Here is a 24,259-nt window from a genome sequence, read left to right as displayed (position 1 = left end):
CAGAATCGAATCATGATTTGCCCCGGCTTGAGAATCCCCAGACTAGCAATCACTTCTCAAAGCGCGCGGTTATGCACACTTCTATGACCGCTCACCAAAACGCCGCCATGGATTTTGCCCCACGTACGGCGCGGTAGGCATAAGGGTGGCGGTCATCATTGTTACAGTTGGCGGGGACAGCTTTGACGGATTGTGGGCGCAGCATCGGCGCCGCGCCGTACGGGACGCGCGGGTGCTGTTTGCCAAGGCGGCGCACGCCCGATTTCCTCCTGTCCCATGAAAGGAACCGACCCTCGGTTCAGCAGGTAGAGGCGCTGTAGTCTGGTGGGAATGCGTCGGCCGGTCGGCGGGCTAGTCGAAGAGCTGCACGCGCTCAAGACCGAGGGAGAAATGCTGCGATCCGAGAACGAAGTGTCTTGCGGGAGGGCAATGCGCAGCTGCGCCTGGCTATCGTTCCGGTAATGCTGGCCAATTCCCTATCGGTAAGCATGACTCATATTGGGTCCACTGCTGGAGAAGCGTAACGCATCCTCTACCCGAAGATGGAGGATCAACAATCCACGACACACAAGAATCGACGACTCTGAAAACTCGTCATTCTAATTCGGTGGTCACTCAACTCCGAACGAGCTTAGCTTCTTTAGAAGAGCCTCCGAAATCTCGAACTGGCGCGCCGCTTCGCGTCCCATCGAGTTCTTGACGATCGTCTCGCTTAACATTCCACTTCTCACCAGAAGATCCACCGTCTCCTTGACGCCGCTGCGCCTGCGATGCATTGGGGCCGGAGAATGCCGCAGTGGCGATGGCGTGCATTCCCGAGCGATCAAACTTCATAAACTCGGCCGGCGGATATCTGCGCGATCTTACGAAGCGCGCGGAGCTCGGAGAGTTTTCGCTTGGGCCGATGCTCATGGCTCTGTCGAAGGCAAATGGCGAGGGGACGCGGAATGCGGGGGTAACGGAGGCCGAGACTATTTCTACTACAAGGGGCCACTTCAACGGTCGAAGCGTTCTGCTTGTCAAAATACCGGGCTCGCGGGCATCGCTCGTTCTGCATAGCCGCTGATTTCTCCTGCGAAATGCAGGAGGATACGCAACTGGATATGTGGATAGACGGCGGGAGCCGGATGAAGATGAAATGTCAAACATTATCAGCTGGTAGTTTCTTGAGAAACGAGGCGCTTCCGATGACGAAATACCAAACATCCGCTGTTCAGACCCTTTTGGGGGACATGATTTACTCATCCCCAGGTGTTCATCGAAGCTTCTCGGGCGATGTTTTTAGATGTGGAGGGGCGGCTGGTTCATCCAGGGGAATTTGGCGTTTGCCGTGAGGCCGTAGCCAAGCAGTTCATTCGCGCGTTTGTCCCTAGCAAACGGTCCGGACGATTTACAACGCCGCTCTTATTCTGGCCCCAAGCGGGCTATCCACGCTGAACCGCCAGAAAAAAAGCAACGATCAAGATCACGAAGAGCCCGGCCGCAGCCGCCGCTATCCCCACAAGAGCAAACCATGTCCGCATATCGAGAAAGCTTGGTCGCCGACCGTCAGCCGCCTTTGTGCCGAGAAATGCCAAAGCTCCGAGGACAACCGGCGTACCCCCTCCAATGACCATCGCTACTGCACCTTCCGGGGCAGTGGTTCGCCAGATCATCCCGAATACGCAAATGCCGGCAATCGTTCCAACGATGAGGGAGCCAAGAATGAGAAGAATGCGCATTGTGTGTCTTTCGCCAATGAAGGCGCTATTATTCACCGGGCAATTTTACATTCATATCGTAGGAGCAGCCAATGAGTGTTTGACGGTCCAGCCGAATGATTCCGACAAGTAGCCTTCTGACGCAGGGCTCAATAATGCAATCGTGGAATCGATATCATTATCAAAAGGAAAGCAATTGCGGCTGCGATTGTCACCGCAGCACTACAAAGAATAGAGCCCGCAATAACGCTCGGGCTATAATATCCCGGCATGAAAACCAACGCCACAATGAGCGCGCACGCTGTTGGGGCGAGAAAAATCCAAGGCTTGTATTGAAAATTCCCAATCCCCTCCAAAAGAACAAAAACGGAAGGGGCAAAAACTTGTGTCATGAAAGTCAGCGGGATAACCAGCAGCCATATGATCAGCGCGAGGAAGACTCCGTCTCTAAATGTCTTTTTGCGGGGTATGAGTGAATCGCGCATATTGTTTTAGGTTTAGCCTTGGTTTCCTCGAGCCGCGCGTGTCCTTTAAAAGGACCATTCGCGGTGTAGGGTTTGCTGGAGACGCGTCAAATACTCACCCGCTTGGTCCCGCATAACCGATAAGCAGGAACGGTATGAGGAGAGCCAATTGAATAGCACGTTTGGTCGATCTTAGAGGAGCTAGCCAGGCCGCACGATCACCACTTTGTCGCTCTGGGCAGGTCTCATACCAATCTGCATTGATCAGAACCGATGCACCCAGTCGCGCATTCCGATTGAGATGATCTTCCAGGGTTGGTCGATGAGCTTCTTTCAGGCCTTGCAGCGGTGACCGACGATGTCGTCATAGGACGTGAAGACCCGGTTTGATAGCCAGTTGTCGCGCATGAACTGCCAGACATTTTCGACGACGATCATCTCACCGTTCGCGATCGCTGCGTTTGGAGCACTTTTGGAGAGCTTCGTGGTTTCCGAGCTTCTGAAACTCGCGTCCTGGTCGGAGCGGCGGCCTAACCTTCTAGCACTACCGGACCAAGGATCAGGACGAGCTGGACGGGGTAATCGAGGACCGTCGCGGGCGGATCGTCGGAATTGAAGAGAAAGCATCAGTCACGGTCAAATCGGACGGCTTCAAAGGGTTGAGGCAACTACAGGAAGCTGGTGGGGAGCGCTTTATCCGTGGCCTGGTGCTTCACGATCATGATCGCGTGACCCCGTTCGGAGAGAAGTTGCACGCCGCCGTCCGGACCCTGATCGCGCAGCAAAGCTCGCGAAGCAGCCCTAGGGGATCGCCGAAACCAGCAGGAACACGGCAAATATCACTAGATGGATCGCCCCTTGTAGCACCGTCGTGCGGCCGGTCCCCAGGGTCAGGGTGCTCACGAACAAGGTAAGCACCAGCAGCGTCGTGTTCGCGGCCGAGATGCCTAGGGCCAGTTGCTGGTCAAGAACAAGCGAGACTACCGCGACAGAGGGTATGGTCAACCCTATACTCGCGATGGCCGATCCGAGAGCTAGGTTGATGCTATTCTGAAGCTGGTTCTTGAGGGCGGATTTCGCTGCGGCAATCCCTTCCGGCAAAAGCACGATCGCGGCGATGACCACGCCGACAAAGGTGTGCGGCAGTCCGGCAAGATCGATGGCCGCATCGAGGGAGGGCGACAAGGTCTTCGCTAGAAGAACGACGGCGACTAGCGAAACCAGCAACAGACCCAGGCATGCCAGGGCTTCCCGGTCTGAAGGCTTCGGGTGGTAGACCTCCGTCATGTCCTCACCGATCACATCTTCAGCGGGGCCATCCAAGAAGTAGGCGCGATGCTTGACCGTTTGCACGAAGACGAAGACGCCCCAAAGCATCAGAGAAACGATGCCGATGAACATCGCCTGGAGTGGAGAATAAGACGGGCCGAGAACTGTCAGCGTGTGATTTGGCAGGATCAACGCCAAGGCGGCGAGGGTGCCGAGCACCGCCAGGGCGGAGGACGCACCCTTAAGCTGGAACGACTGCTCGAAGTGCCGGCTTCCTCCCATGATCAGACAAAGCCCGACGACGCCATTGAGCACGATCATCACGGCGGCGAACACGGTATCCCGCGCGACGGAGCCGCTGCCTTCAGCCCCGGACACCATAATCGAGACGATCAATGCGACTTCGATGACCGTGACAGCGATTGCCAACAGGATCGAACCAAATGGCTCGCCGAGCTTAAGCGCGAGGACTTCCGCGTGGTGAACTGCGCTAAAGACGGTGGCGGCAAGCATGATACCGGCAAGAACAAGGACCACCGGACCGTCGGAGGGAACGAAGTGGAGAAACTTCACAGCGAGAAGCTGGGATGCCAAGAGCGGGGAGAGCCACGTCCACGTCGGGATTGCCGGGTGATGTGTCTCGCTTGCGACGCCGGCTTTCAGTACGTTCATGTGTGTTCCTGACTGGCGATTGAACGCGTGGCAGAAAGCCGGCGTGTCGGAAAATCAATGGCGCTCGAAATCATGTCATAAGCAAGCCTGGATCCTGAAATCGTGTTACCGTGCATGAAGCGATCCGTCCGAACCTTGCCCATACTCGTGACCGTGGAGACTGAGTTGGGTTCGATGGGCGTCGGTGTATAGTGTTCGCATGCCTGTTTGGAGCGGGTCTTGTCGGAATGTATAGCCGCAGCAAGCCGGGTCACGACCTCGAGTAGGACTCGCGAGACACGTCCTGGTTTCGACAGCCGTCGTTGGAACTCTCTCGCAGATTACCTACACCCTATGATCAACTGGGAGGTTGGCCGCCCGCGAACCATCGGCGCCGAGGGCTAATGGGGACTGCGGAAAGCGAGTTTGAAAAGGGTGCTCCGGATCAGGGGCAGACACCCTTTTCGTGCTGAGTTTTGCAGTCTCAGCGGAACGGAAATTAGCAGAGAGATTGCTGTCTACCATCGGACCGAAGTCCGACTCACCCGCAATAATTCGTCGATGGCAGTGCCGAGGGGACATCATCGATCAATGCGCCCCTCGATCCGAGGTGATTGCGGACGAGCAACTCGCCAGGGCGGGCTCTCGGTTGGCGGACGCGTGGAACAAGGCCTTTACATCGTATCCTTGAGGCGAGATTTGACCTTCGATCTCGGCCTCAGCCAGACGGAACTGGCGAGCCTGCAGCGCCTCTTTTTTAATGCTAAACCGTATAGCCCCGATACTGCTCGACGCGGAGCTCAAGCGGCTCGATGCCTCGCCGCCGGAGATTGCGACGATTGCGGCGCGATTTGATGGCGGGAGCTTGAGGATGGGCTCGTCAATCAGGTATTCAACGCACCGAAGCTCGTCATACGAGACGAATGCACTTGGCATTGGTCGAGAGCGTTCAGTTCATAATCGGACCCTGAGGAGTTCTCGCCGTGGCCATGTTTGAAAAGCGGATGACTGCGGCAGGTGGGCCCGATTCTGGCGACGTCGACTCTGGGTATGCCTGGTGGCGGCTGGTACTCACGTTGATCCTCGGCACCGTTGCCTGCGTCGGCAATTGGTCCGTCGTGGTGCTTCTTCCAACCCTGCAAGTCGAGTTCGACACGGTGCGTGGCGGTGCCTCGCTTCCCTATACCTGCACCATGCTTGGCTTTGCCTTTGGCGGGGTTGTAATGGGGCGTCTGGCCGATCGGGTCGGCATCGTCGTGCCAGTACTGATCGGCGCGTTCCTGCTTTGCGTTGGCTACATCCTGGCTGCTCTTACCACCAATATTTGGCAGTTCGCAGCCTTCTCGCTGGTAATCGGCCTTGGATCAGCTGCCGGCTTCGCGCCGCTGATATCCGACCTCTCTCTTTGGTTTAGCAGGCACCGGGCGCTCGCAGTCGCCTTTGCGGCCTCGGGCAGCTATCTTTCCGGGGCGGTTTGGCCGATGGCTATCGAGCATTTCCAGACGACCCAGGGCTGGCGCGCAACCCATGTCGGAATCGGCATTTTCATCCCACTGGTGATGGTGCCCATCGGTCTGCTGTTGAAGCGGCGTCTACAGACCGTAACCTATGTCCAGGCCGAGGCGGTAACCGAAGCAGCACGCAACGAACTGGGCCTAAGCCCGAACGCGTTGCAGGTCGTCCTTGTCGTCGCGGGCTTTGCGTGCTGCATGGCAATGTCAATGCCGCAGGTCCATATCGTCGCATATTGCGGGGATCTCGGCTACGGTGTGGCGGTGGGCACGCAGATCATCGCCTTGATGCTTGGACTGGGTGTCGTCAGCCGATTGGCGTCCGGGGCGGTCGCCGATCGGATCGGTGCCGGGCCGATGTTGATCCTCGGTTCCTCGATGCAGGCGGCAGCGCTGCTGCTATATCTGTATTTCAACAGCAAGTCGTCGCTCTATGTGATCTCCGGCCTGTTCGGGCTATTTCAGGGTGGCATAGTTCCGATGTATGCCGTGATCATTCGGAAATATCTGCCGCCACGTGAGGCGGGTATCCGCATCAGCCTGGTGTTGATGGCGACTGTTCTTGGCATGGCTTGTGGGGGCTTGGCCGCTGGTTATATTTTCGACGCCACCGGCTCTTACCGCCTGGCTTTCCTGCATGGCTTCCTTTGGAACTGCGTCAACCTTGCTTTGGTGAGCTGGTTGATCCTGTGGCCCAGGCTGCGGCGGAGGCAGCAGGCGTTGGCGACGTGAACAGGGGCGCTTTCTCGCCCCGAGACAAGCTCTCGATTTACTGCCCAACGCGCTAACCAAAGTTTCTCGATTCCACACTTTAAAACCCCACCCCCCTGATTTGTGGACACCGGACCCGCCCCGTAATCAAAGGGATGGTCAGATCACTAAGAGACACCTACTACCAAGGCCAGCATCATCCCGCTCCGAAGAGCGGCGCGAGATCGAATTGGGCACTGGCACTTACGGCCGTCTTCATCAGTCGGTGGGCGCTTGGCATCTATGACGGGATGGTGGCACCAATGCTGAAAGTGGGTTGGTTGACGGTACCACGAAATGGCCCCGACCGGCGACAATAGCTCGCGGCACTCCGATGACGGTCTCTTAGAGCAAGGGACTGGCAGTCCCGCGACGCTCGCAACCGTTCAGCTCCTCGGCGATTTCATCTGCGTCCGGCTTTCGAAGTTGCACCAGATCCTTGCCGTTCGTGGCGGCCGGAAGTCCTGTCAAGGTGTCCATGACTGTCCACGAGCCGCCATCGGGCTCGACCCGATAGCGGTCGCCACTCGTGACGCCACTGTGACGTGAATGGTGGTTAGAGCACATGGGATGAAAACAGGGCTATGACCACCAGCACGGTCATGCAGATGACAATAGACCAGAGGATCGCCTTGACGCGCGGGTTGGTGCGGATGCGCGTTGCAATGTCGGGCGTAGGTGGTAGCGGGCGTCCATGGGCAGAGCCGAGATATCGAGCCATCGCAATCTCCTTGTGTGCCGGGTGAACGCCGCCCACCTCCGCTTGTTCCCCGGCGGAGCTGAGCGACATGCGATTCATGTTAGAAAATGCTTAACTACATTTGGAAGACTTCTTCCGCGCTGTTTATCCTCTGATCACGGCGAAATCGGTCGGGATGCGGCGCGTGCGCATAGCAGACGGTCCTTGTTGGGCATACGCCCAGTGACTGAAGGACGCGGCCGTACCCCAGATCAAAGTTGTGAAGAAGGTCAACCACGATGATGCCGGTCATGAGGTCGATATTCCACGACACGCCATCATGGCAGGGCGCCAATCTCGTCACCGCTCTCCAACCTCATCGTCCGCGATTTTGCGAAGAAGATACAGCAGCGCAATTCTCTCGGCCGGATTGAGGGGAGAGATGGTTTTCTCGCTGATGAGATATGCGCGAGGATACATGTCCTGAAGCAGCGCCTCACCCTTCGGCAGGAGAGAAATGACGACCTTGCGGGCGTCGGCTCTGTCTTTGGACAGGTCGATCAATCCACGTGCTTTCAGACGCTCGACAATCCCGCGGATGGTCGCCTGATCGACCGACGTGGCCTTCACCAATTCGACCTGAGAGCTCGGTCCGAGATCGTGTAGCGCGCAGAGCGTGACGAACTGGACGGATGTCAGGTCTGGGTCACTGGCGTTGGCCTGGAAGATCGAGAGATGCCGCTGATAGGCTTTTCGCAGCAAGTGACCCACCTGCTCGGTAACATCATAGGCGGTTTCAGACACCGCGGCTTCACGTGGGCGTTCGATGTCTTTGACAGTCATGTTAGCGGGTCCATCGGTTGCGGCGTCTAGTGCGTCCATGCAGGAAACACCACAGCATGTTTCACCGGTCAAGGCATACGAGGCTCGGGCTGCTTGGCGTGTTTTCACGCCAAGCAGGTTGGTTGCGATTACGATTTGACGGTGTGCTTCATTTCCTTGACGGCGATATCGCCTTTCAGGACCATCGGCTCATCGTCGAGAAAGAGCGAGCAATTGCGCATCGGGATATCGAGATGGCAGGCCGTGTCGTTCGGGCCGCCCAATTCATTGTTCGGGCCGGTCGAGAACATGACATTGCCGTAGAACGAGCGGGCCTCCATGCCCATGCCGCCCGGAAATTCGCCGGGCACCATGCGATGCCACTTGGCGTTTTGATTAAGACCCCAGCCGACATGGCTCATGCCCATGCCACGCGGATCGTTGAAACCGTCCATGTAGGATTTGACTAGCTCGGCGTCGAGGCCACCGCGAATGTCGGTGATCCAACCGTTTTCAATGGTGTAGTAGATCGGATCGCGCACGTAGATGTTCTGCGGCAGCAGAATATCGCCCGGAGCAACGACGATCGTACCGTCGACGCCGTCATCGTCACCACCGGTGAAGACAAAGCCGGATGGCCAATGATCCCAGCGGCCCGGTTCGTCCGTGCACGCATATTCCGTGACGGCCGGATAGGTGTTGAGCTTGTAGGTGACATCCGTGCCATGGTCCGAGGTGATCCGCATCACCTTCGCCTTGGACAGCAGGTCTCCTGCAAATTCGACGCGCTCGCGCAGTTCCTTTGTCGGCAACATGCGGGCAAGAATTTCCGGCGGTTCGACGGCGGTCAGGATGCGCGTTCCGGCCGCCTGGATCGCCATCTGTTCCGGGCTGAAGAGCAGGAAGATGCAATCGATCAGCATGTCGGCGGCCTTCAGGGCCTCGACCGCGTCAGGCATGGCCGCTAGGCCTGTCTGGCCGACGGCCCATGCACCCGCCGGTGGCACCGGCGGTAAACGCATGTGATACATCTTGGCCCCAAGACGCATGCCCGCCGCCATGAAGGCGTCGGCATAATCGAGGCGCTCGTTGCCCTGGGTCAGGACGATGAGTTTTTCGCCCTCGTGGACGCCCGACATCTTCAACTGATGCAGGCAGATTTCGGTGAAGCTGAATTGATCCATGCTCGTTCCCCTATCTTACGTGAAGGCTTGGCTGTTTTTGCAAAGTTACGGACGGTCGGACTTGATCTTGGCGATTTCGGCAATGGCATCCTCCCTCGAAACGACATCGCCATACTTGCTGTCGATATCGAAGAGGTTGGCATTGTGCGGATCGGGGTGCCGGTCGCCGACGCAATCGCGCACGACGATCGTCCGAAAGCCGTGCTGGACGGCATCCACCGCACTTGCGCGAATGCAGCCGCTTGTCGAGCATCCAGCAAGAACGACGGTATCGATACCCTGCGTGTGAAGCAGAGAGGCGAGACTGGTGCCGAAAAAGGCGCTGGCATATTGCTTGACGATGACCAGCTCGCCCTTTTCCGGCTCGACGCCGTCGCAGAATTCGGCCAGCACGTTGCCCTCGACCATGGCCATCATGACCGGAGCCTTTTTCACCCACATGCCGCCATCGGCGCAGTTCTCGGCGAGATAGAGAATGCGGGTGTGGATGACAGGAATGCCTGCGGCGCGCGCCGCAGCCAGAAGTGCCGGTGTTTGTGCGACGGCATCGACGACACCCGGCGCATAGAGCGGCGCGCCTTCCACCGTATAGGCTTTCAGGAAGTCGATCACCAGAAGGGCCGGCCGCTGGCCGAAACCGATGCGGTTGCCCCAAACGCCCTGATAGTTGGTTTCAGCACTCTGCATAGGGCACTCCTTGTTTTCCTCCGCCGCAATGCGGCCGGAAACGACAAATTCAGGTTCAATAAGCGCCGGACAGAAGGGCACCGGCACCCGGCACGACGGCTTCCAGTCCTAGTGATTTCAGCATGCAATAGGTGGTTGCCACGGCAGCGGTGAGCACCGGTTTGCCGGTCATGGCCTCGACCTTGGCGATGACGGGCAGCGACGGCATCTGCACGCACGCCGAAAGCACGATGACATCGACATCAGAAAGATCGAGCGTCTGGACGATGGCCGGCAGGTTTTCCGGATCGTGGCGGGCAACATCCAGATTGTCGGGAATTTCAAGCGCCCGCCAATCCATCACTTCGAAGCCTTCCTCGCGAATATAGTTCACGACGAGTTCGGTCAGCGGCTTCATATAGGGCGCGACGACGGCGATCTTCTTCGCCTTCATCACCTTCAGGCCCTCGATCAGCGCGCCGGCGCTGGTGACGACCGGGATGTTCGTGTCGTTTTCCTGCGTGCGGCCGGTCAGGCGCTTTTCCGACTGGCGATGGTAGCCGAGGCCCATCGCCATGATGGCGACGAGGCAGGCATATCCCAGCACGTCGACGCGCGCATCGGACAGTTCGATGGCGCACCGATCGGATTCGGCGTCCATGGCGGCCAGTTCTTCCTTGACCACCTTCTTCATGCGCATGCGGCTGGAGTGGAAGGTGAAGCGCTCCGGGCGGATCAGTTGGCGAGCCATCAGCATCGCCGGAATTTCCGTCTCCATCGTTGTGTTGGAACTCGGCACGATCTGGCCGATACGATAGGGTTTCTGCACGGACGGCTCCTTTGATGAGTGAGCGGGCGCACATTGGGCGCTCTCGCTGCGGCAATAAAAATGGCGGGCCAAAGACCCGCCATTGGCGTTTATCGGGAGAGGAAATCTCCAAGCGCCTCGAAGAAGCCGTCGAGATCGTCCCAAGGGATCATGTGGCCGGCATTCGGGACGCGGCTGATCTCGATAGCGGGATTGAGCCCACGGATTTCCGCTACATCTTCCGGCGCAATCACGCCACCACGTCCCGCGACCATCAGCATCGACGGCTGCTTCAGTGTGGCGAAATCCGGGAAGATGTCGTCCTTGTGGAAGTCCTCGAAGGCGGTGACGATGGCAGGCTCGAAGCAGGTGTGCAACCATTCGGCACGCAACTGCAGCTGGCTTTCCGTCCATGTCGGGCAAAACGCCTTCATGCCCTCGGCATCGATGCCTGCCAGCGCGAGGCGAATGCTATCGACATACCACGGCAGCTTGCTCGGATAAGGCCGGCGGCCCGGCCCGGAGACGGGGGGATCGATAAGGGCGAGGCGGGAGAACTCGCCGCCGGTATTTGCCGCCCGCATGGCGATGCGCGCACCCATCGAATGGCCAAGCAGCGCAGGAGCGCCAACACCGAGCGCCTGGGCAAGGCCGATGACGTCGGCGGCCATGGCATCGAGACCGTAGTCGAGATCCGGACCGGTCGAGGACAGGCCGCGTCCCCGGACATCGAGAACGTAGACGTCATGGCGTTCGGCAAGGCGTTCGGCAACGAAGCCCCAGGTGATCGCCGGGCTGGTGATGCCGGGAATGAGGATGACCGGCCGACCCTTGCCGCCATAGCGGAGGTAATGCTGGCGAATGCCGTTGGCAGAGACATTCGCGCCGTAGAGAAGGGCCGCGCTCATGCGACGCTCTTGTCGAGGATAGGCTCGGCATAGACGTCGTAGCCGTAGACCCATGAAGGATCTTCCTGCGTCTGCAGGAACGTATTGGCGTTGGACACGGTCTGAACCTGCGTCGCGCGATCGCGTCGGCTGGCCTCATAGAGGCGGAAGGCGGTCGCGTAATCCTGCGATCCGGTTTCCTCCAGGCATCGCGCCAGCATGGCCGCATCCTCGATCGCCATGGCGGCACCCTGAGCCATATGCGGCTTCATCGGGTGGCAGGCATCGCCGAGCAGGACCAAGCGGCCCTGGCTCCAGAGCGGTAGCGGGTTACGGTTGAACAGTGGCCACTTGGTGACGTCGTCAGTGGCTTCGATCAGCGCCTGGATGACCGGATGGTATCCGGCAAAGGCTTCCAACATTTCTTCGCGGCTGCTCTGCACGAAAGCGCCGTCGAATTCCCAGGCGGGGTGCGGGACGCCGGTCACGTAGTAATATTCGTCGCGGCGGCTGGTGGTGTAATAGACCATCATGTGGCGATCCGGCCCCCACCACTTGACGCAATCCTCGAAGGTCAGGTCGAACTTCTTCAGCTTTTCCGCCGAGATCATCGCGCGATGACCGACCCAGCCGCTATAGTTCGGCTTTTCGGCGCCCAGCAATGTCTCGCGGACGCGCGAATTGATGCCGTCGGCACCTATCACGATCGTGGCGCGCGCCGAGGTGCCGTCCTGGAATTCGAGGTAGACATCCGAGCCATTGTCTTCGAGGCGGGTCAATCGCTTGTTGAACTGGACGGTGCCGGGAGTCATGGTGTCCATCTGCAAGGCAGAGAGATCGCCGCGATGGACGGTACAATAGGTCGCGCCATAACCTTCGAGCGGAATGCGGGAGAGATAGTCTCCCGTCAGGCCATCCCGGCTGAACCAATAGGCCGGCGTGCTGCTGATATCGATCAGCTTCTGGTCCATGCCGATGCGCTGGAAGATCTTCAGGACATTCGGTCCCATGTGGATGCCGGCGCCGAGGCGGGAAAAGCTCGGGGCCTGTTCAAAGATCTGGACGTTGAAGCCGGCATGCTGGAGCAGCGCCCCCGCTGCCGCGCCGCCGAGGCCGGCACCGATGATCGCGATCTTTTCATTTCCGGTGGACATGGCGACCCCTTTTTTCCGTTTTTCAACGTATCGCTCTGGCGATAGGCGAATTGGCTTACTTATAGCGTATACGCTTTAAAATGCAAGAGCGAGACAAGCATTCGTGGCGGGCTGGTTTAGTTGAATACTCCAGCGTAACGCGTTTTTCGACGTTTGCAACAACGAAATTCGACTTGCCAGCGGCCCATATGAAGCGTATACGCTATTTATATAAAAATGAGGGGCAGTAGATGCGTAATGTCGGTGACAGTCGCATCGTTATGATGCGCACGCGCCGCCAAGGCGCCCGCCGTATAGCGATCCGTCCAGTAGCAAAAGGCCTGGCTATTTGCGCGATGCTGGAGGAATTCCCGTGAAGCCTCCCGTTTCCGTTTCACTGAATGTCAACGACGCTCTTTGGCGCGTTAGCGCGAAACCGGAAACACCGCTTCTTTACATCTTGCGTAACGACCTGTGCCTGAATGGACCGAAATATGGCTGTGGCCTGGGCGAATGCGGCGCCTGCGCGGTTCTGGTTGACGGCCGTCCGGTGCGCTCTTGTACTGTGCCGCTTGGCGCGATCGGCAAACGACGCGTGATCACGCTTGAGGGGCTGGCGGTGGATGGGCTTCTGCACCCGGTACAGCAGGCTTTCATCGAAGAGGCGGCGGCGCAATGCGGGTATTGCCTCAACGGCATGATCATCGCCACGGTTGGACTGCTTCAGCGAAATACGGATCCCGACGAGAGCGATATTCGCGATGCTCTGCGGCACCATCTCTGCCGGTGCGGAACGCATGTTGAGATACTGGCCGCTGTGCGGCGCGCCGTAACCCTCACCAAAGCCGGCCGGCCAGTCGACCCGATGACCGACGACATGACGGAGGTTTCGCGATGAACCACCGCGAAGCACCCAAGTCCGCCTACATGGCAGCCGCGAGCACGCTTCTCATTGTCAATGACGCGTCGATGGGCGACGCCGCCGAGCTTTATATCGCTGTCGGGGTCGATAGCCGGGTGACAGCGTTCAACGGCCACGTCGATCTCGGGACAGGCATCCGCACGTCGCTGGCGCAAATCGTCGCCGAAGAGCTCAGCGTGCCGTTCGAACAGGTGGACATGGTTCTCGGCACGACGACCGCCGCGCCCAATCAGGGGGCGACCATTGCCAGCGAAACCATCCAGATCACCGCAGTGCCGCTGCGCCAGGCCGCCGCGACCGCCCGTCACCATCTTCTCGTCAAGGCCGCCGAGAAGGTCGGCGTGCCGATTGAGCGGCTGCGGCTGGAGGACGGCATTATCCGTGCCGACGGCGGCGAGAACTGGCAGCTGAACTTCGGCGATGTTGTCGTCGGCAGCCATGTCAGGCTGTCGATCGACAGCAATGCGGCGCTGAAGCCGGCGTCGGACTATAAACTGGTTGGCTCGTCGCGCCCGCGCGTAGATATTCCCGAGAAGGCAACCGGGCGCTGGACCTATGTCCACGATGTGCGCGTGCCTGGCATGCTGCACGGCCGCGTTATCCGCCCGCCATATGCCGGATTCGATCATGGCGAGCATGTCGGAAACAGCTTGATCTCGATCGACGAGACCTCGGTCGCGCATATCGACGGGCTGGTCGGCGTGGTCGCCATCGGTGATTTCGTCGGTGTTGTCGCGACCCGCGAGGAAATCGCCATCGAGGCGTCCGGGAGCCTGAAGGTCGTGTGGCGCGCGCCGCCCGAGTGGCCGGATCTGAACATGCCGGAGAAGGCGCTGCGTGCCAATCCGTCGACGCCACGCAAGCTTGCCGATCGCGGCAATGTCGACATGGCATTGGCCGGTAGCGCCCAGCCGATGAACCGCACCTATGTCTGGCCTTACCAGATGCACGGTTCGATCGGCCCGTCCTGCGCGGTGGCCGATTACAATGACGCCGGGCTGACCGTCTGGTCGGGAACCCAGAACCCTTATCCCATGCGCCGCGATCTGGCGCTGCTGCTCGACATGCCGGAAGAGCAGATTAGGGTCGAGCGGCTGGAGGCGGCCGGCTGTTACGGCCGCAACTGCGCCGATGACGTAACAGCCGACGCGGCGCTGCTGTCGCGGGCCGTCAAGGCACCCGTCCGGGTCCAGCTGACGCGCGAACAGGAACATGCCTGGGAGCCGAAGGGCGCCGCCCAGATCATGGATGTGCGCGGCGGTCTCGACCTGGAGGGCGGTCCGTCCGCCTATGATTTCGAAACGCGCTATCCCTCCAATCTGGCGCCAACCCTTCCCCTGATCCTCACCGGCAAGCTGCCGCCCGTTTCCGACGTCGTGCAGATGGGCGATCGTACCGCCATCCCACCCTATGCCTACGGCAACCTGCGCGTAACCGTGCACGACATGCCGCCGATCGCACGCGCCTCCTGGTTCCGTGGCGTGTCGGCGATGCCGAATACATTCGCCCACGAATGCTACGTCGACGAGCTGGCCGCCGCCGCCGGCGTCGATCCGGTCGAGTACCGGCTCCGTTATCTCCACGACCCACGCGCCGTCGACCTGGTGCACGCGCTTGCCGAACGGGCGAAGTGGGTGCCGCATACGACGTGGGGCACGCTCAGCGGCGAAGGCGATCTGCTCTACGGCCGTGGATTTGCCTATGCCGTCTACGTCCACGGGCCGTTTCCGGGCAAGGCCGCCGCCTGGGCGGCATGGGTTGCCGATGTCGCCGTCAACAAGAAGACCGGCGAGATCGCGGTTACCAAGGTGACATGCGCGCAGGACTCGGGAATGATGATCAATCCCGACGGAGTGCGCCACCAGATCCACGGCAACATCATTCAGTCCACCAGCCGGGTGCTGAAGGAAAAGGTCGAATTTTCCTCGACCGCGGTGCAGTCGAAGGAATGGGGCGGCTATCCGCTGATTACCTTCCCCGAGGTACCTGATATCGACGTGCTGATGGTGCCGCGCCAGGACGAGCCGCCGCTCGGCGTCGGAGAGTCCGCATCCGTTCCCAGCGCCTCGGCCATCGCCAATGCCGTCTACGATGCCACCGGCATTCGTTTCCGCGAACTGCCGCTGACGCCGGAACTGGTCCTTGCCGCGCTGAACGGCAAGACGAACGAAACGCCGGCCACCCCGGTCGCGAAAAAGCGGAGGTGGTGGAACGTCGGCCTGTCGGCGATCGGCGCCGTCGCCGCTCTGTCCGGTATCGTGACCATGGCATCGCCATGGCGCCCGGCGATCGGCACCATCCAGCAGCCGGACGCCAATGTCTACAGCGCCGCCACCATCGAGCGCGGCCGGCTGGCGGCGGCGGCCGGCGCCTGCAATGTCTGCCATGTCGGAAACGACGGAACACCCTTTGCCGGTGGCCGGCGCTTCGACACGCCATTCGGCGCAGTTTATGCCACCAACATCACGCCCGATGTCCAAAGCGGCATCGGCGCTTGGTCCTACCCGGCCTTCGAACGTGCCATGCGCGAGGGCATCAGCCGCGACGGCCATCACCTCTATCCCGCGCACCCCTACACCTCGTTCGCCGGCGCCGAGGATGCCGATCTTCAGGCGCTCTACGCCTACATGATGACGCAGGCGCCGGTCGCCGAAAAGGCGCCTGAGACGAAGCTCAAATTCCCCTACAGCATACGCGCGATGATGGCGGGCTGGAACGCGCTGTTCCTGAAGGCGCAGCCGTTCAAATATGTCGAGACCCGCGATGCGCAGTGGAACAGGGGGGCCTATCTCGTCGAGACCCTGGGCCACTGTTCGGCCTGCCACACGGACCGAAATGCGCTCGGCGCGGAAAAGAGCGGCAGCGCCCGGCTTTCCGGCGGCTTTGCCGATGGCTGGGAGGCGCCCGCCCTGAATGCGTTCGCCAACGGCCCGGTCGGCTGGACGGCAGACGCCTTCTATGACTACCTGCGCACCGGACATTCGCGCGATCACGGCAGTGCCGCCGGCCCGATGGCGCATGTCGTCGAGGTCATGCAGCCGCTGCCGGACAGTGATATCCGCGCCATGGCCACATATCTCGCAAGCCTCAACGAGGCCCCCGCCGATAGCAAGGTGCAGAGCCAGGCTGCCCTTTCCGCGAGCGAAGCGGCCAAGGCTTCCGCCGCGCGCATATCGCCGAAGGGCGAGCCGCTGTTTAATGGCGCCTGCGCCACATGCCACACTGGAAACACGATCCTGTCGTCGCTGGCGCTCAACAGCAATCTTCATGCGGAGACCCCGGACAATCTCATCCAGGCAATCCTGAAGGGTGTCGAGGCGCCGGCAATCCTGGCGCAGAACACCGGCCGTCAAGCCCCTGAAGTGATGTCGATGCCGGCTTTCCGCCAGACGCTGAACGACGGCCAGATCAAGGATCTCGCCGATTATCTGAGAGCGCGCTTCGCCCCCGACAAGCCGGCCTGGACGGAAACGACCAAAGCCATGCAACGCGTAACGGCAGCAAGCCACTAGGGAGAGACGAGTTGGAGCAGATCCGAACCGGACAGGATATCGGCCGCCGCGACTTGTTCGAGAACCCGACAGCCGCGTTTCGCCCGTCGGCCTACTGGTTCTGGCATTCGATCCCGACAGAGGACGTTTGCCATGCGCAGCTCGCCGATTTCAAACAGAAGGGGATCGGCACGATCCTGATCCAGGCCCGTCTCGCAATGTCGCGCGATGACTACCTGTCGCCGGCCTATCTGGACGCCTATCGTGTTGCGGCTGGGATTGCCGGCAAGCTGCGGCTGAAGCTCGGAATCTACGACGATTACAACTGGATCAGCGGTCACGCCGGCGGCCGGACGGTCGTGGACCGCGATGACCTGCGCGAGCGCCACCTGTTCTGGTCGTCCTCGGGAGAGGCGCGGGGCGACATCAGCGGCGTCCATCCGCCGTTCACCCGGACGATGGGCCCCGATATCGTCGCGTGGCAGTATGAGGGCAGCATCGTCGAGTGGTGCGAATGGACCGTCGAGGCAGCGCTACTGCATCCGTCGGCCGGCATCGACAGTCTCGATCAGGTGGTCGACGTCACGGCGCGGACATTCGTCGTCGAAAGCGACCGAACGTCGTGCACCTACCTGTTTGACGGCGTGCCCGATGGGGGGCAGGTGCTCACGGTGTTCGTCAGCGCCCGGTCGAGGACCTCGCGGCTGATCAATTATCTCCTGCCGGAGGCTGCGGAGCGGTTCGTCGAAGTCGGACTCGATCCGCTGATCGAGGCGCTTGGTGATCTCGTGCCCGATCCCGTCGGCTTCGTGTTCTACGACCAGCCGGCGGCGGGTTTCTACAAGTGGAGCCAGATCTCCGGTGACCTTGGCAACAGCCTGCTCTATGCGCCGACCCTGCCGGACGTCGTGTCGCGCGGCACAGGCGAAACCTTCGCCAGGGCCCTGCTGGCGCTGGTGCGTGGCGTCGGACCTGAAACCCTGCGGCTGCGCGCCCAATTCTACGCCGCCTATTCGGCCCTGATGAACGAGGCCTTCTCCGGCACGTTGCGCCGATGGGCCGAGGGTAGGGGGATCGTCCTTACCGGGCACGAGATCCTGCCGCATATCAGTTCCTGGTCGCTGAACGGCGGTTTTACCAGCATCGACCCCAGGGTGGCGCTTGCCGTGGATTTCTTCGGCATCGATGCCTACCGGCACGAGACGGCCGTTGATTGCAACAATTTCGTGGCGCAGCTGGCGCCGAAGCTCGGCGACTCCGTTGCCCGTTCGAATGGTCGCAGCCGATGCGTCGTCGAAACTTATGCCAGCGCCGAGCGAACGCCCGTGCGTGCCGCCGGGCAATGGGAACTGACGCTGGAGACGATGCGGGCGCAGGCCATCCGGCTTCACTGCCTCGGGACCCGGCAATTCCTCTGGCACGGCGTCTACCAGACGGACGGGCGCGACAACGATCCGACGCCGTTTTCCAATCCACGTTTCGATTTCGGGCCGGGCATCAATTTCGAGCCGTGGTGGAGCTACCACGATCTGTTTGCCGAGGAGACGGCACGGATTTCCGCCTTCATCGAGGGGGCCACGCCCCGCACGCCGGTTGCGATCCTTTATCCTCTTCATACAGGCTTCGCAGAAGGGCCGCGCCACAGCCATGCAACCCATATCGGCGCCTGGTGCGAAGGGCTCTTAGCAGAAGGCTGCGACTTCATGTTCGTCAGCGAGGCCGATTTGGCGACCGCTACGATCAAGAACGGCCGCCTGCGCGCGTCCGGCCTTGTTTTCGATGCTGTCGTTCTGCCGTCCGTCACCGTGCTCGAGACGACGAAGACCTTGCACATGCTCGCCGTCTTCAAGGCGGCGGGTGGTGCTGTCTGGTCTTCAGGCGAGCGGCTCTCCACCGTCTGCGATGGCGCAGCGGGGCGTGCCGTCGGCACGTCGATCCATCTCGAAGGAATGCCTGGCAAAGGCGACATCACCGCTCTGTTGCAGTCGCTTCGGTCATCGGGTCCAGATCTTGCCTGTCATTCCACGGGCAGACCCTGGCAATGGGTGGGGTATGAGGCCGCTGGTTGGTGGCGGGTCGTGTTGTTCAACGATGGCGCATCGCACCTCATCAGTGAGATTTCCTTCGGCGACGGTTTCGCGTGCGAGGTCTGGTCCGCGACGACGGGAGACGTGGGAAAGGCAACCGCCTTCAGCCACCTGACAGTCGCGCTCGCGCCCCAGGAGGTGCAATGCATTCGACTGGGCGAGACGACGCAGAAGACCACCGTGCAAGGCCATCTCGAGCACCAGCCGCTGCTTGCCGCGGCTCGTGCCATATCGCTTGTCGACGGCTGGAGCTTCGCGCCGGGCCCTGACGCGGGATTCGTGCCGATCTCGGTGGTTGCAGGGTGGGAAACGCAGGGTTTTGCCGGTTTCTCCGGTACCGGCATTTATCGGCTGGCGCTCGAAATCGGCGATGAGGCCGAGTGGGTCCTCGAATTGCCCGAGGTCCACACGGTGGTCGCGGCGCTGCTCGATGGCCGGCAGATCGATCGAAGAGGCTGGCGCCCCTACCGCTTTGCTCTGGGGCGGCTGCTTCCAGGCGTCCATTCGCTGGAACTGCGCGTCGCCAACACGGCCGCAAATCGCTACTACATCAACACGCCTTATCTCGGTGACACCGCCGACAAGAGCGGCTTGTCCGCCGCACCGAAGCTCATCCAGCTGGCAAACTGACCGGAAGTTACAGACCCATGCTACAACATTCGACGATACCCCTGATGCGTGCCTGGAACAGCTGGTCCAACCGGCCGGCCGAAACGGTCTTCCTGCCGCTCGGCGTGCGGATCACACCGGTTCTCTATTCGACCCGCAGCAAGACGACCTCCGCGATCGAGCCGCGACGCGATATGGTTCGCCTCGGCCGTCACACCATCGACGGCTCGCTGATCGAGCTGGAGACCGAGCTCAGCGGCACGACGGTCGCCTTTTCTACGACGAAGACAGACCCCTTCGCCATCCGCGGCAGCTGGAACGGCAAGGTATCGGCCGAGTGGGGACTGCGATTCTGGCTGACGCTGGCAATCTCCTCAGATGCCGGCGAGGTGGTGGTCCATGACGCGGGCCGCAACATCACGTTGGTGAAGGTCGGAACGCGCTTCGTGGCGGTCGCGACCGCCGAGGCGCCGGTGCACGTCACCGGCCACGAGACGATCGACGCGCTGCGGACCGACTTCGAGGAAAACGGTTATTTCTATACCGCCACCCGCAGGAGCGAAGCGCCGTTGATTGCCCTGCGTTTCAATCTTGAGATGATGCGCCAGGGCGCCTATGCCGCAGGCGTCGCCGATAGTGCCGAATTGGCGATCGCCAAGGCGCAGGCATGCCTTGCCGCCGGCGCGCCAGCTGCGATCGCCGATGCGCAGACCGGCATGTTCGAGGGCGCGCTCGATGCGATGCGTGACGTCGTCGCCTGGAACACCATCTGGGACGAAACCAACGCGCGTTCCTACACCGCGGTCACCCGCATCTGGAACCTCGGGAAATTTGCCGTCTGGTTCAACGACCAGATTTTCGCCGCCCTTCTTGCGGGCGTGTTCGACGCCGATCTGGCGCGCGAGAACATGGCGACCGCGATGGCCGGCGCAACCCCGCAGGGCAATATCGCCTGCATCGTCACCTCCAACGATGCCTGGGTCGATCGCAGCCAGCTGCCGTTCGGCGCACTGGTCGTCTGGCAGCTCTACCAGCGGACCGGCGAGCGGTCGATGATCCAGGCAAGTTACGAGGCGCTGGTGCGCAATCGGCGCTGGTGGCAGGACAACCGCGATCCGGACGGTTTCGGCCTGCTGTCCTGCGGCACCTCCGACGTGGGCGATGGCCTCTACAAGGGGACGGCCTTTGCCGCGCGCAACGAGACCGGCATGGACAATTCCGCGACCCATGACGAGGCGATCTACGATCCCGTCACCCGGACGCTGTCGACCTTCGATCTCGGCCTCAACTGCGCGGCCGCTCTCGATGCCGAGATGCTTTCGAAAATGGCCGCCGTGCTCGGCAAGCATGACGATGCCCGCGAATTCGCCGCTCTGGCCGAGCGTCACCGGACGCTGATCTCGCAGACGCTCTGGGACGAGAGCCGCGGCATCTTCGCCAATCGCCAGCGGCGCGGCGGTTTCGTGCGCTCGCTGTCGCCGACCAGCTTCTACCCGCTGCTGTGCGGCGCCGCGACGCCGGCGCAGGCGGAGCGTCTGCTCGAGCATCTGAGCGACGAGACGACCTTCGGCGGTGATTTCGTGCTGCCGAACGCAACGCGAGACGATCCGGCCTTCGCCGACAACGTCTACTGGCGCGGCCGCATCTGGCCGAACGTCAACTATATGGTCTGGCTCGGCCTGCGGCGCTACGGCTTCGTGGCGGCGGCGAGCAAGCTGGCAAGCCAGAGCTACGACCTGTTCATGAAGAATTGGCGCGAGCATCGTATCGCCTCCGAAAACTACAATGCCGTCACCGGCGAGGCGATGGACCAAGGCGATACCGATCCATTCTACATCTGGGCCGCCATGCTGCCGCTGATGGCTGCCAGTGAGATTGTTGACTTCGATCCGTGGACCGGATGGACGATGCGCCATGCCGGCCGGGATGTGGTGCTCGGACCTATGGTCTCGCCGTCGGGAACGCTCGAGCTGGTCGTCAAGTCCGGAACCCTGGTGATGACATTGAACGGGCGCGCAGCACTGAAGACAGATCTGCACACTACGCTGTCGCGCATCGTCTTCGCCAACGGGCGGGTGGCCTGCACGATTGCTCCGGTCTCCGAGGCAGGTTTCATCGAGTTGCCAGGCTTGGCATTGGGCGATGTTCTTGCCGCCCGTATCAACGGGCAGGACATCAACTATGTGTCGGGCGGCGACGGAATACGCGTCATGATTGCTGAACACGCGGAGGATCGCCGGCTCGACGTCTATTTTTCATCGTCAAGCGCTCACTAAAGCAAGGCAGTGCTTGACAGGTCTCGATTCCTCACAGATAGTTTGTGTACATATAAAATAAAAGACTGATGCTAAAGTCAGAGGGTTGAACGAACAGCTTGCAGGAGATCCGTGGATTCATGCCGGCCGCTCAGTGAAGTGATGTACTATTCTTACAGAAGTGGTGTGCCGCTGCGTCGCAGCGCGCGCTTCATTTCGCCGAGACGTCAGTGCTCCACGGACAATGCTCATCTGCTTTTAGTATGCATACAAATGATTAAGCGCGCTTTAGCACGTGTTTGTTTTCAAGCTAGCCGATCCGTTGAGGTCGATGACCGCGGGTCATGATGGTCCATAACTGTGTATCTTCAAGAGGGGTGCCACAATGACTGAACTCACCAGACGCAACACAATGAAGTTGATGTCCGCAGCACTGATTGCTGGCGTCAGCATCTCCACCTTGCCGCGCAAAGCCTTTTCGGCCGGATCCATCACGGTCCTCAACTGGCAGGGCTACGGCACCGACGAAGCCTGGTCGCTGAAGGCTTTCACCGAAAAGACGGGCATCACAGTCGTCCATGACTACTACAGCTCGGAATCGGAAATGCTGACCAAGATGCGCACGAATCCGGGCGCCTACGATCTTGTTATCCTCAACGCTGCGCGTTGCGCCCAGGCGGTTGCCGAAGACCTGCTGCAGCCGATCGATTTCAGCAAGGTTCCAAACGCGTCAACAGTCGACGAGACCCTGCGCGCCAACCCGAACTTCAGCAAGGACGGCAAGGGTTATGCCGTTCCGTGGGTCTGGGGCATGACCTCGCTTGCCATCCGTGAAGGCATGACCGTTCCCGACAGTTACGCGGTCCTCGCCGACCCGGCCTATAAGGGCCGTGTTGCCATGGACGACGACGCCATCATCAATGTCGGCGTTGGCGCGCTGATGAGCGGGCAGGACATCAACGATCCCAAGGATCTGGCTGCTGTTACGGCCGCGCTGAAATCGATCAAGCCGAACGTCAAGTTGCTGTGGTCGACGGAAGATCAGTGGAACAAGTCGTTCGCCGCCAAGGAATTCGACCTGTCGCTGTTCTGGTCGGGCGGCTCGGTGCGATCCAAGCGCGTTTCTAAACTTCCGGTTCAGTTCGTAGTGCCTAAGGAAGGCGGCGTCGGTTGGGTCGATGGTCTCGGTGTTCCGGCATCGGCTCCGAATCCAGAAGGTGCTCTTGCCTTCGTCAACTGGATGATCGATCCGATATTCTATGTCGAATGGGCAACCAAGATTGGAGCCCCCGCTTCTTCAAATTCGGCAGCCCTTTCAGCACTTCCTGCCGACGATCTCACCCGCCTGGTACACAAGACCGAATATTTGAAGACCACGTCCTTTGTCTCGGGCATTCCCGACGACCGGCGCGAAGCCTTCAACAATATCTGGCAGGAAGTGAAAGCCTTCTATGCAGAATGATCGTCTGATATCAGCGTCAGAGCGCGGACCTTCGGGTCCGCGCAGCCGGCGCCCACTCCCGCCATGGATTTCGACGACGGCGCTGCTGCTGCCGACCTATGGGTGGCTGACACTTGCCGTCTTTCTGCCGCTGCTGACCATGTTCGTGTTCAGCTTCATGTCGGCGACACCGATGGGCAAGACCCCGATCGTCTTTACGCTGAAGCAGTACCGCGCGTTCATCGATCAACCCTATCTGGTCGGGATCGGCATCACGTCGCTGCTGATCGGCTTCTGGACGACGCTGTTCTGCGCCGTGCTTGGTTTCCTGGCGGCCGTGGCGCTGGTCCGCTCGACCTTCGGCAAGACGCGCGAGATGTTGTTGATCCTCATTCTCCTGCCATTCTGGACCAACGGTCTTGTGCGCGTCTTTTCGTGGACCATGGTGCTGCGCGAAAACGGCTTTCTCGACAGTCTGCTGCATATGATTGTTCCGGACGCGGGTTCCATCGGCTTTCTCTACACGCGCTATGCCGTGGTGGTTGGTCTTGTTCACGGTTATCTGCCGTACATGATCCTGACCTGCTACATAGCGCTGGTGGCCATCGACGACGCGATCATTGAGGCTGCTTCAAGCCTCGGCGCGCGCTGGTGGACCATCCTGTTCAAGATTTTGATGCCGCTTGCGGCTCCCGGACTGATCTCCGGCGCCGTTTTGATCTTCATTCCGGTCATCGGTTCATTCATGGAACCGCGCATTCTGGGCGGTCGTGTCGGCGTGACCATGGGAACGGTGATCGAGGATCAGTTCACCCAGGCCTTCAACTGGCCTTTGGGCGCATCGTTGTCCTTTACGCTGCTGGCGGTCGTGCTCGCAATTTTCGCAACCTTCTCCGGTGTCCTGCGCCGCGGAACGGTCGCTTGAGGAAG

The 24,259-nt window shown here is 60.6% G+C and carries 17 protein-coding genes and 3 pseudogenes; 8 read left to right on the top strand and 12 right to left on the bottom strand.

Going from position 1 to position 24,259, the window contains the following annotated elements; translation table 11 throughout:
• Positions 1-611 precede the first annotated feature (611 nt).
• A pseudogene (locus ACM5SV_RS34115) lies at positions 612-764 on the bottom strand (MarR family transcriptional regulator); the annotation flags it as partial.
• Here ACM5SV_RS34115 and repC point away from each other — a divergent pair.
• Positions 764-955 (top strand): annotated as a pseudogene (gene repC / locus ACM5SV_RS34110) (replication initiation protein RepC); the annotation flags it as partial. The pseudogenes ACM5SV_RS34115 and repC overlap by 1 nt on opposite strands.
• A gap of 469 nt (positions 956-1,424) precedes the next feature.
• Here the strand turns inward: repC and ACM5SV_RS34105 are convergent.
• From ACM5SV_RS34105 to ACM5SV_RS34090, 4 genes and pseudogenes are all read right to left on the bottom strand, one after another.
• Complete coding sequence (locus tag ACM5SV_RS34105) at positions 1,425-1,721, bottom strand: hypothetical protein (protein WP_128450365.1); 297 nt, start codon at positions 1,719-1,721, stop codon at positions 1,425-1,427.
• Positions 1,722-1,849: 128 nt separating this feature from the next.
• Positions 1,850-2,185 (bottom strand): hypothetical protein, encoded by a 336-nt coding sequence (locus ACM5SV_RS34100; RefSeq protein WP_017997001.1) that lies wholly within the window; start codon positions 2,183-2,185, stop codon positions 1,850-1,852.
• 243 nt (positions 2,186-2,428) lie between these two features.
• A pseudogene (locus ACM5SV_RS34095) lies at positions 2,429-2,605 on the bottom strand (IS630 family transposase); the annotation flags it as partial.
• A 360-nt stretch (positions 2,606-2,965) separates the two neighbouring features.
• The gene (locus ACM5SV_RS34090) at positions 2,966-4,105 is read right to left on the bottom strand and encodes a calcium:proton antiporter (RefSeq protein WP_128450367.1); all 1,140 of its coding nucleotides are present in this window, start codon (positions 4,103-4,105) and stop codon (positions 2,966-2,968) included.
• A gap of 968 nt (positions 4,106-5,073) precedes the next feature.
• On the opposite strand from ACM5SV_RS34090, the gene ACM5SV_RS34085 reads away from it, so the two are divergent.
• The gene (locus ACM5SV_RS34085; protein ID WP_017997006.1) at positions 5,074-6,327 is read left to right on the top strand and encodes an MFS transporter; all 1,254 of its coding nucleotides are present in this window, start codon (positions 5,074-5,076) and stop codon (positions 6,325-6,327) included.
• A 574-nt stretch (positions 6,328-6,901) separates the two neighbouring features.
• Here ACM5SV_RS34085 and ACM5SV_RS34080 read toward each other — a convergent pair.
• The 7 genes from ACM5SV_RS34080 to ACM5SV_RS34050 all read right to left on the bottom strand — a co-directional run bounded on the left by ACM5SV_RS34080 (position 6,902) and on the right by ACM5SV_RS34050 (position 12,545).
• Positions 6,902-7,066, bottom strand: coding sequence for a hypothetical protein (locus tag ACM5SV_RS34080; protein WP_164902269.1), 165 nt, complete (start codon positions 7,064-7,066; stop codon positions 6,902-6,904).
• 318 nt (positions 7,067-7,384) lie between these two features.
• Positions 7,385-7,867, bottom strand: a complete 483-nt coding sequence (locus ACM5SV_RS34075; protein ID WP_128450369.1) for a MarR family winged helix-turn-helix transcriptional regulator — start codon at positions 7,865-7,867, stop codon at positions 7,385-7,387.
• A 128-nt stretch (positions 7,868-7,995) separates the two neighbouring features.
• Entirely contained in the window at positions 7,996-9,030 is a 1,035-nt protein-coding gene (locus ACM5SV_RS34070) for a leucyl aminopeptidase (RefSeq protein WP_128402196.1), read from the bottom strand.
• Positions 9,031-9,075: 45 nt separating this feature from the next.
• Entirely contained in the window at positions 9,076-9,717 is a 642-nt protein-coding gene (locus ACM5SV_RS34065) for an N-carbamoylsarcosine amidohydrolase (RefSeq protein ID WP_128402195.1), read from the bottom strand.
• Between the two features lie 55 nt (positions 9,718-9,772).
• A complete protein-coding gene (locus ACM5SV_RS34060) occupies positions 9,773-10,525 on the bottom strand; it encodes a hypothetical protein (RefSeq protein WP_003554953.1) in 753 nt (250 codons plus the stop codon).
• A gap of 89 nt (positions 10,526-10,614) precedes the next feature.
• Positions 10,615-11,412 (bottom strand): alpha/beta fold hydrolase, encoded by a 798-nt coding sequence (locus ACM5SV_RS34055; RefSeq protein WP_128450371.1) that lies wholly within the window; start codon positions 11,410-11,412, stop codon positions 10,615-10,617.
• Entirely contained in the window at positions 11,409-12,545 is a 1,137-nt protein-coding gene (locus ACM5SV_RS34050) for an FAD-dependent monooxygenase (protein ID WP_222018123.1), read from the bottom strand. The genes ACM5SV_RS34055 and ACM5SV_RS34050 overlap by 4 nt, the downstream gene beginning before the upstream one ends.
• Positions 12,546-12,897: 352 nt before the next feature.
• Here ACM5SV_RS34050 and ACM5SV_RS34045 point away from each other — a divergent pair, with 352 nt between their 5' ends.
• The 6 genes from ACM5SV_RS34045 to ACM5SV_RS34020 all read left to right on the top strand — a co-directional run bounded on the left by ACM5SV_RS34045 (position 12,898) and on the right by ACM5SV_RS34020 (position 24,254).
• Entirely contained in the window at positions 12,898-13,422 is a 525-nt protein-coding gene (locus ACM5SV_RS34045) for a (2Fe-2S)-binding protein (protein WP_128450373.1), read from the top strand.
• The gene (locus ACM5SV_RS34040) at positions 13,419-16,958 is read left to right on the top strand and encodes a molybdopterin cofactor-binding domain-containing protein (protein WP_419425490.1); all 3,540 of its coding nucleotides are present in this window, start codon (positions 13,419-13,421) and stop codon (positions 16,956-16,958) included. The genes ACM5SV_RS34045 and ACM5SV_RS34040 overlap by 4 nt, the downstream gene beginning before the upstream one ends.
• Before the next feature lie 11 nt (positions 16,959-16,969).
• Entirely contained in the window at positions 16,970-19,654 is a 2,685-nt protein-coding gene (locus ACM5SV_RS34035; RefSeq protein ID WP_128450375.1) for a carbohydrate-binding protein, read from the top strand.
• A gap of 17 nt (positions 19,655-19,671) precedes the next feature.
• A complete protein-coding gene (locus tag ACM5SV_RS34030; RefSeq protein WP_128450376.1) occupies positions 19,672-21,909 on the top strand; it encodes an MGH1-like glycoside hydrolase domain-containing protein in 2,238 nt (745 codons plus the stop codon).
• A gap of 364 nt (positions 21,910-22,273) precedes the next feature.
• Positions 22,274-23,350 carry an ABC transporter substrate-binding protein gene (locus ACM5SV_RS34025; RefSeq protein WP_003554938.1) on the top strand — a complete coding sequence of 359 codons (1,077 nt, stop codon included), beginning with the start codon at positions 22,274-22,276 and terminating at the stop codon, positions 23,348-23,350.
• Entirely contained in the window at positions 23,340-24,254 is a 915-nt protein-coding gene (locus tag ACM5SV_RS34020; RefSeq protein ID WP_222018118.1) for an ABC transporter permease, read from the top strand. The genes ACM5SV_RS34025 and ACM5SV_RS34020 overlap by 11 nt, the downstream gene beginning before the upstream one ends.
• Positions 24,255-24,259 lie beyond the last annotated feature (5 nt).

The sequence above is a fragment of the Rhizobium sp. CRRU65 genome (genome assembly GCF_048551595.1).
GTDB classification, from domain to species: domain Bacteria; phylum Pseudomonadota; class Alphaproteobacteria; order Rhizobiales; family Rhizobiaceae; genus Rhizobium; species Rhizobium leguminosarum_J.
The sequence above is the reverse complement of the archived record's forward strand: the minus strand, read 5'-3'. Positions and strand labels throughout refer to the sequence as shown.

Bases quoted from the DNA above. Each gene is read 5' to 3' on its own strand.
- ACM5SV_RS34105 (WP_128450365.1), bottom strand. From the start codon at position 1,721: ATGCGCATTCTTCTCATTCTTGGCTCCCTCATCGTTGGAACGATTGCC.
- ACM5SV_RS34100 (WP_017997001.1), bottom strand. From the start codon at position 2,185: ATGCGCGATTCACTCATACCCCGCAAAAAGACATTTAGAGACGGAGTC.
- ACM5SV_RS34090 (WP_128450367.1), bottom strand. From the start codon at position 4,105: ATGAACGTACTGAAAGCCGGCGTCGCAAGCGAGACACATCACCCGGCA.
- ACM5SV_RS34085 (WP_017997006.1), top strand. From the start codon at position 5,074: ATGTTTGAAAAGCGGATGACTGCGGCAGGTGGGCCCGATTCTGGCGAC.
- ACM5SV_RS34080 (WP_164902269.1), bottom strand. From the start codon at position 7,066: ATGGCTCGATATCTCGGCTCTGCCCATGGACGCCCGCTACCACCTACG.
- ACM5SV_RS34075 (WP_128450369.1), bottom strand. From the start codon at position 7,867: ATGACTGTCAAAGACATCGAACGCCCACGTGAAGCCGCGGTGTCTGAA.
- ACM5SV_RS34070 (WP_128402196.1), bottom strand. From the start codon at position 9,030: ATGGATCAATTCAGCTTCACCGAAATCTGCCTGCATCAGTTGAAGATG.
- ACM5SV_RS34065 (WP_128402195.1), bottom strand. From the start codon at position 9,717: ATGCAGAGTGCTGAAACCAACTATCAGGGCGTTTGGGGCAACCGCATC.
- ACM5SV_RS34055 (WP_128450371.1), bottom strand. From the start codon at position 11,412: ATGAGCGCGGCCCTTCTCTACGGCGCGAATGTCTCTGCCAACGGCATT.
- ACM5SV_RS34050 (WP_222018123.1), bottom strand. From the start codon at position 12,545: ATGTCCACCGGAAATGAAAAGATCGCGATCATCGGTGCCGGCCTCGGC.
- ACM5SV_RS34040 (WP_419425490.1), top strand. From the start codon at position 13,419: ATGAACCACCGCGAAGCACCCAAGTCCGCCTACATGGCAGCCGCGAGC.
- ACM5SV_RS34030 (WP_128450376.1), top strand. From the start codon at position 19,672: ATGCTACAACATTCGACGATACCCCTGATGCGTGCCTGGAACAGCTGG.
- ACM5SV_RS34025 (WP_003554938.1), top strand. From the start codon at position 22,274: ATGACTGAACTCACCAGACGCAACACAATGAAGTTGATGTCCGCAGCA.
- ACM5SV_RS34020 (WP_222018118.1), top strand. From the start codon at position 23,340: ATGCAGAATGATCGTCTGATATCAGCGTCAGAGCGCGGACCTTCGGGT.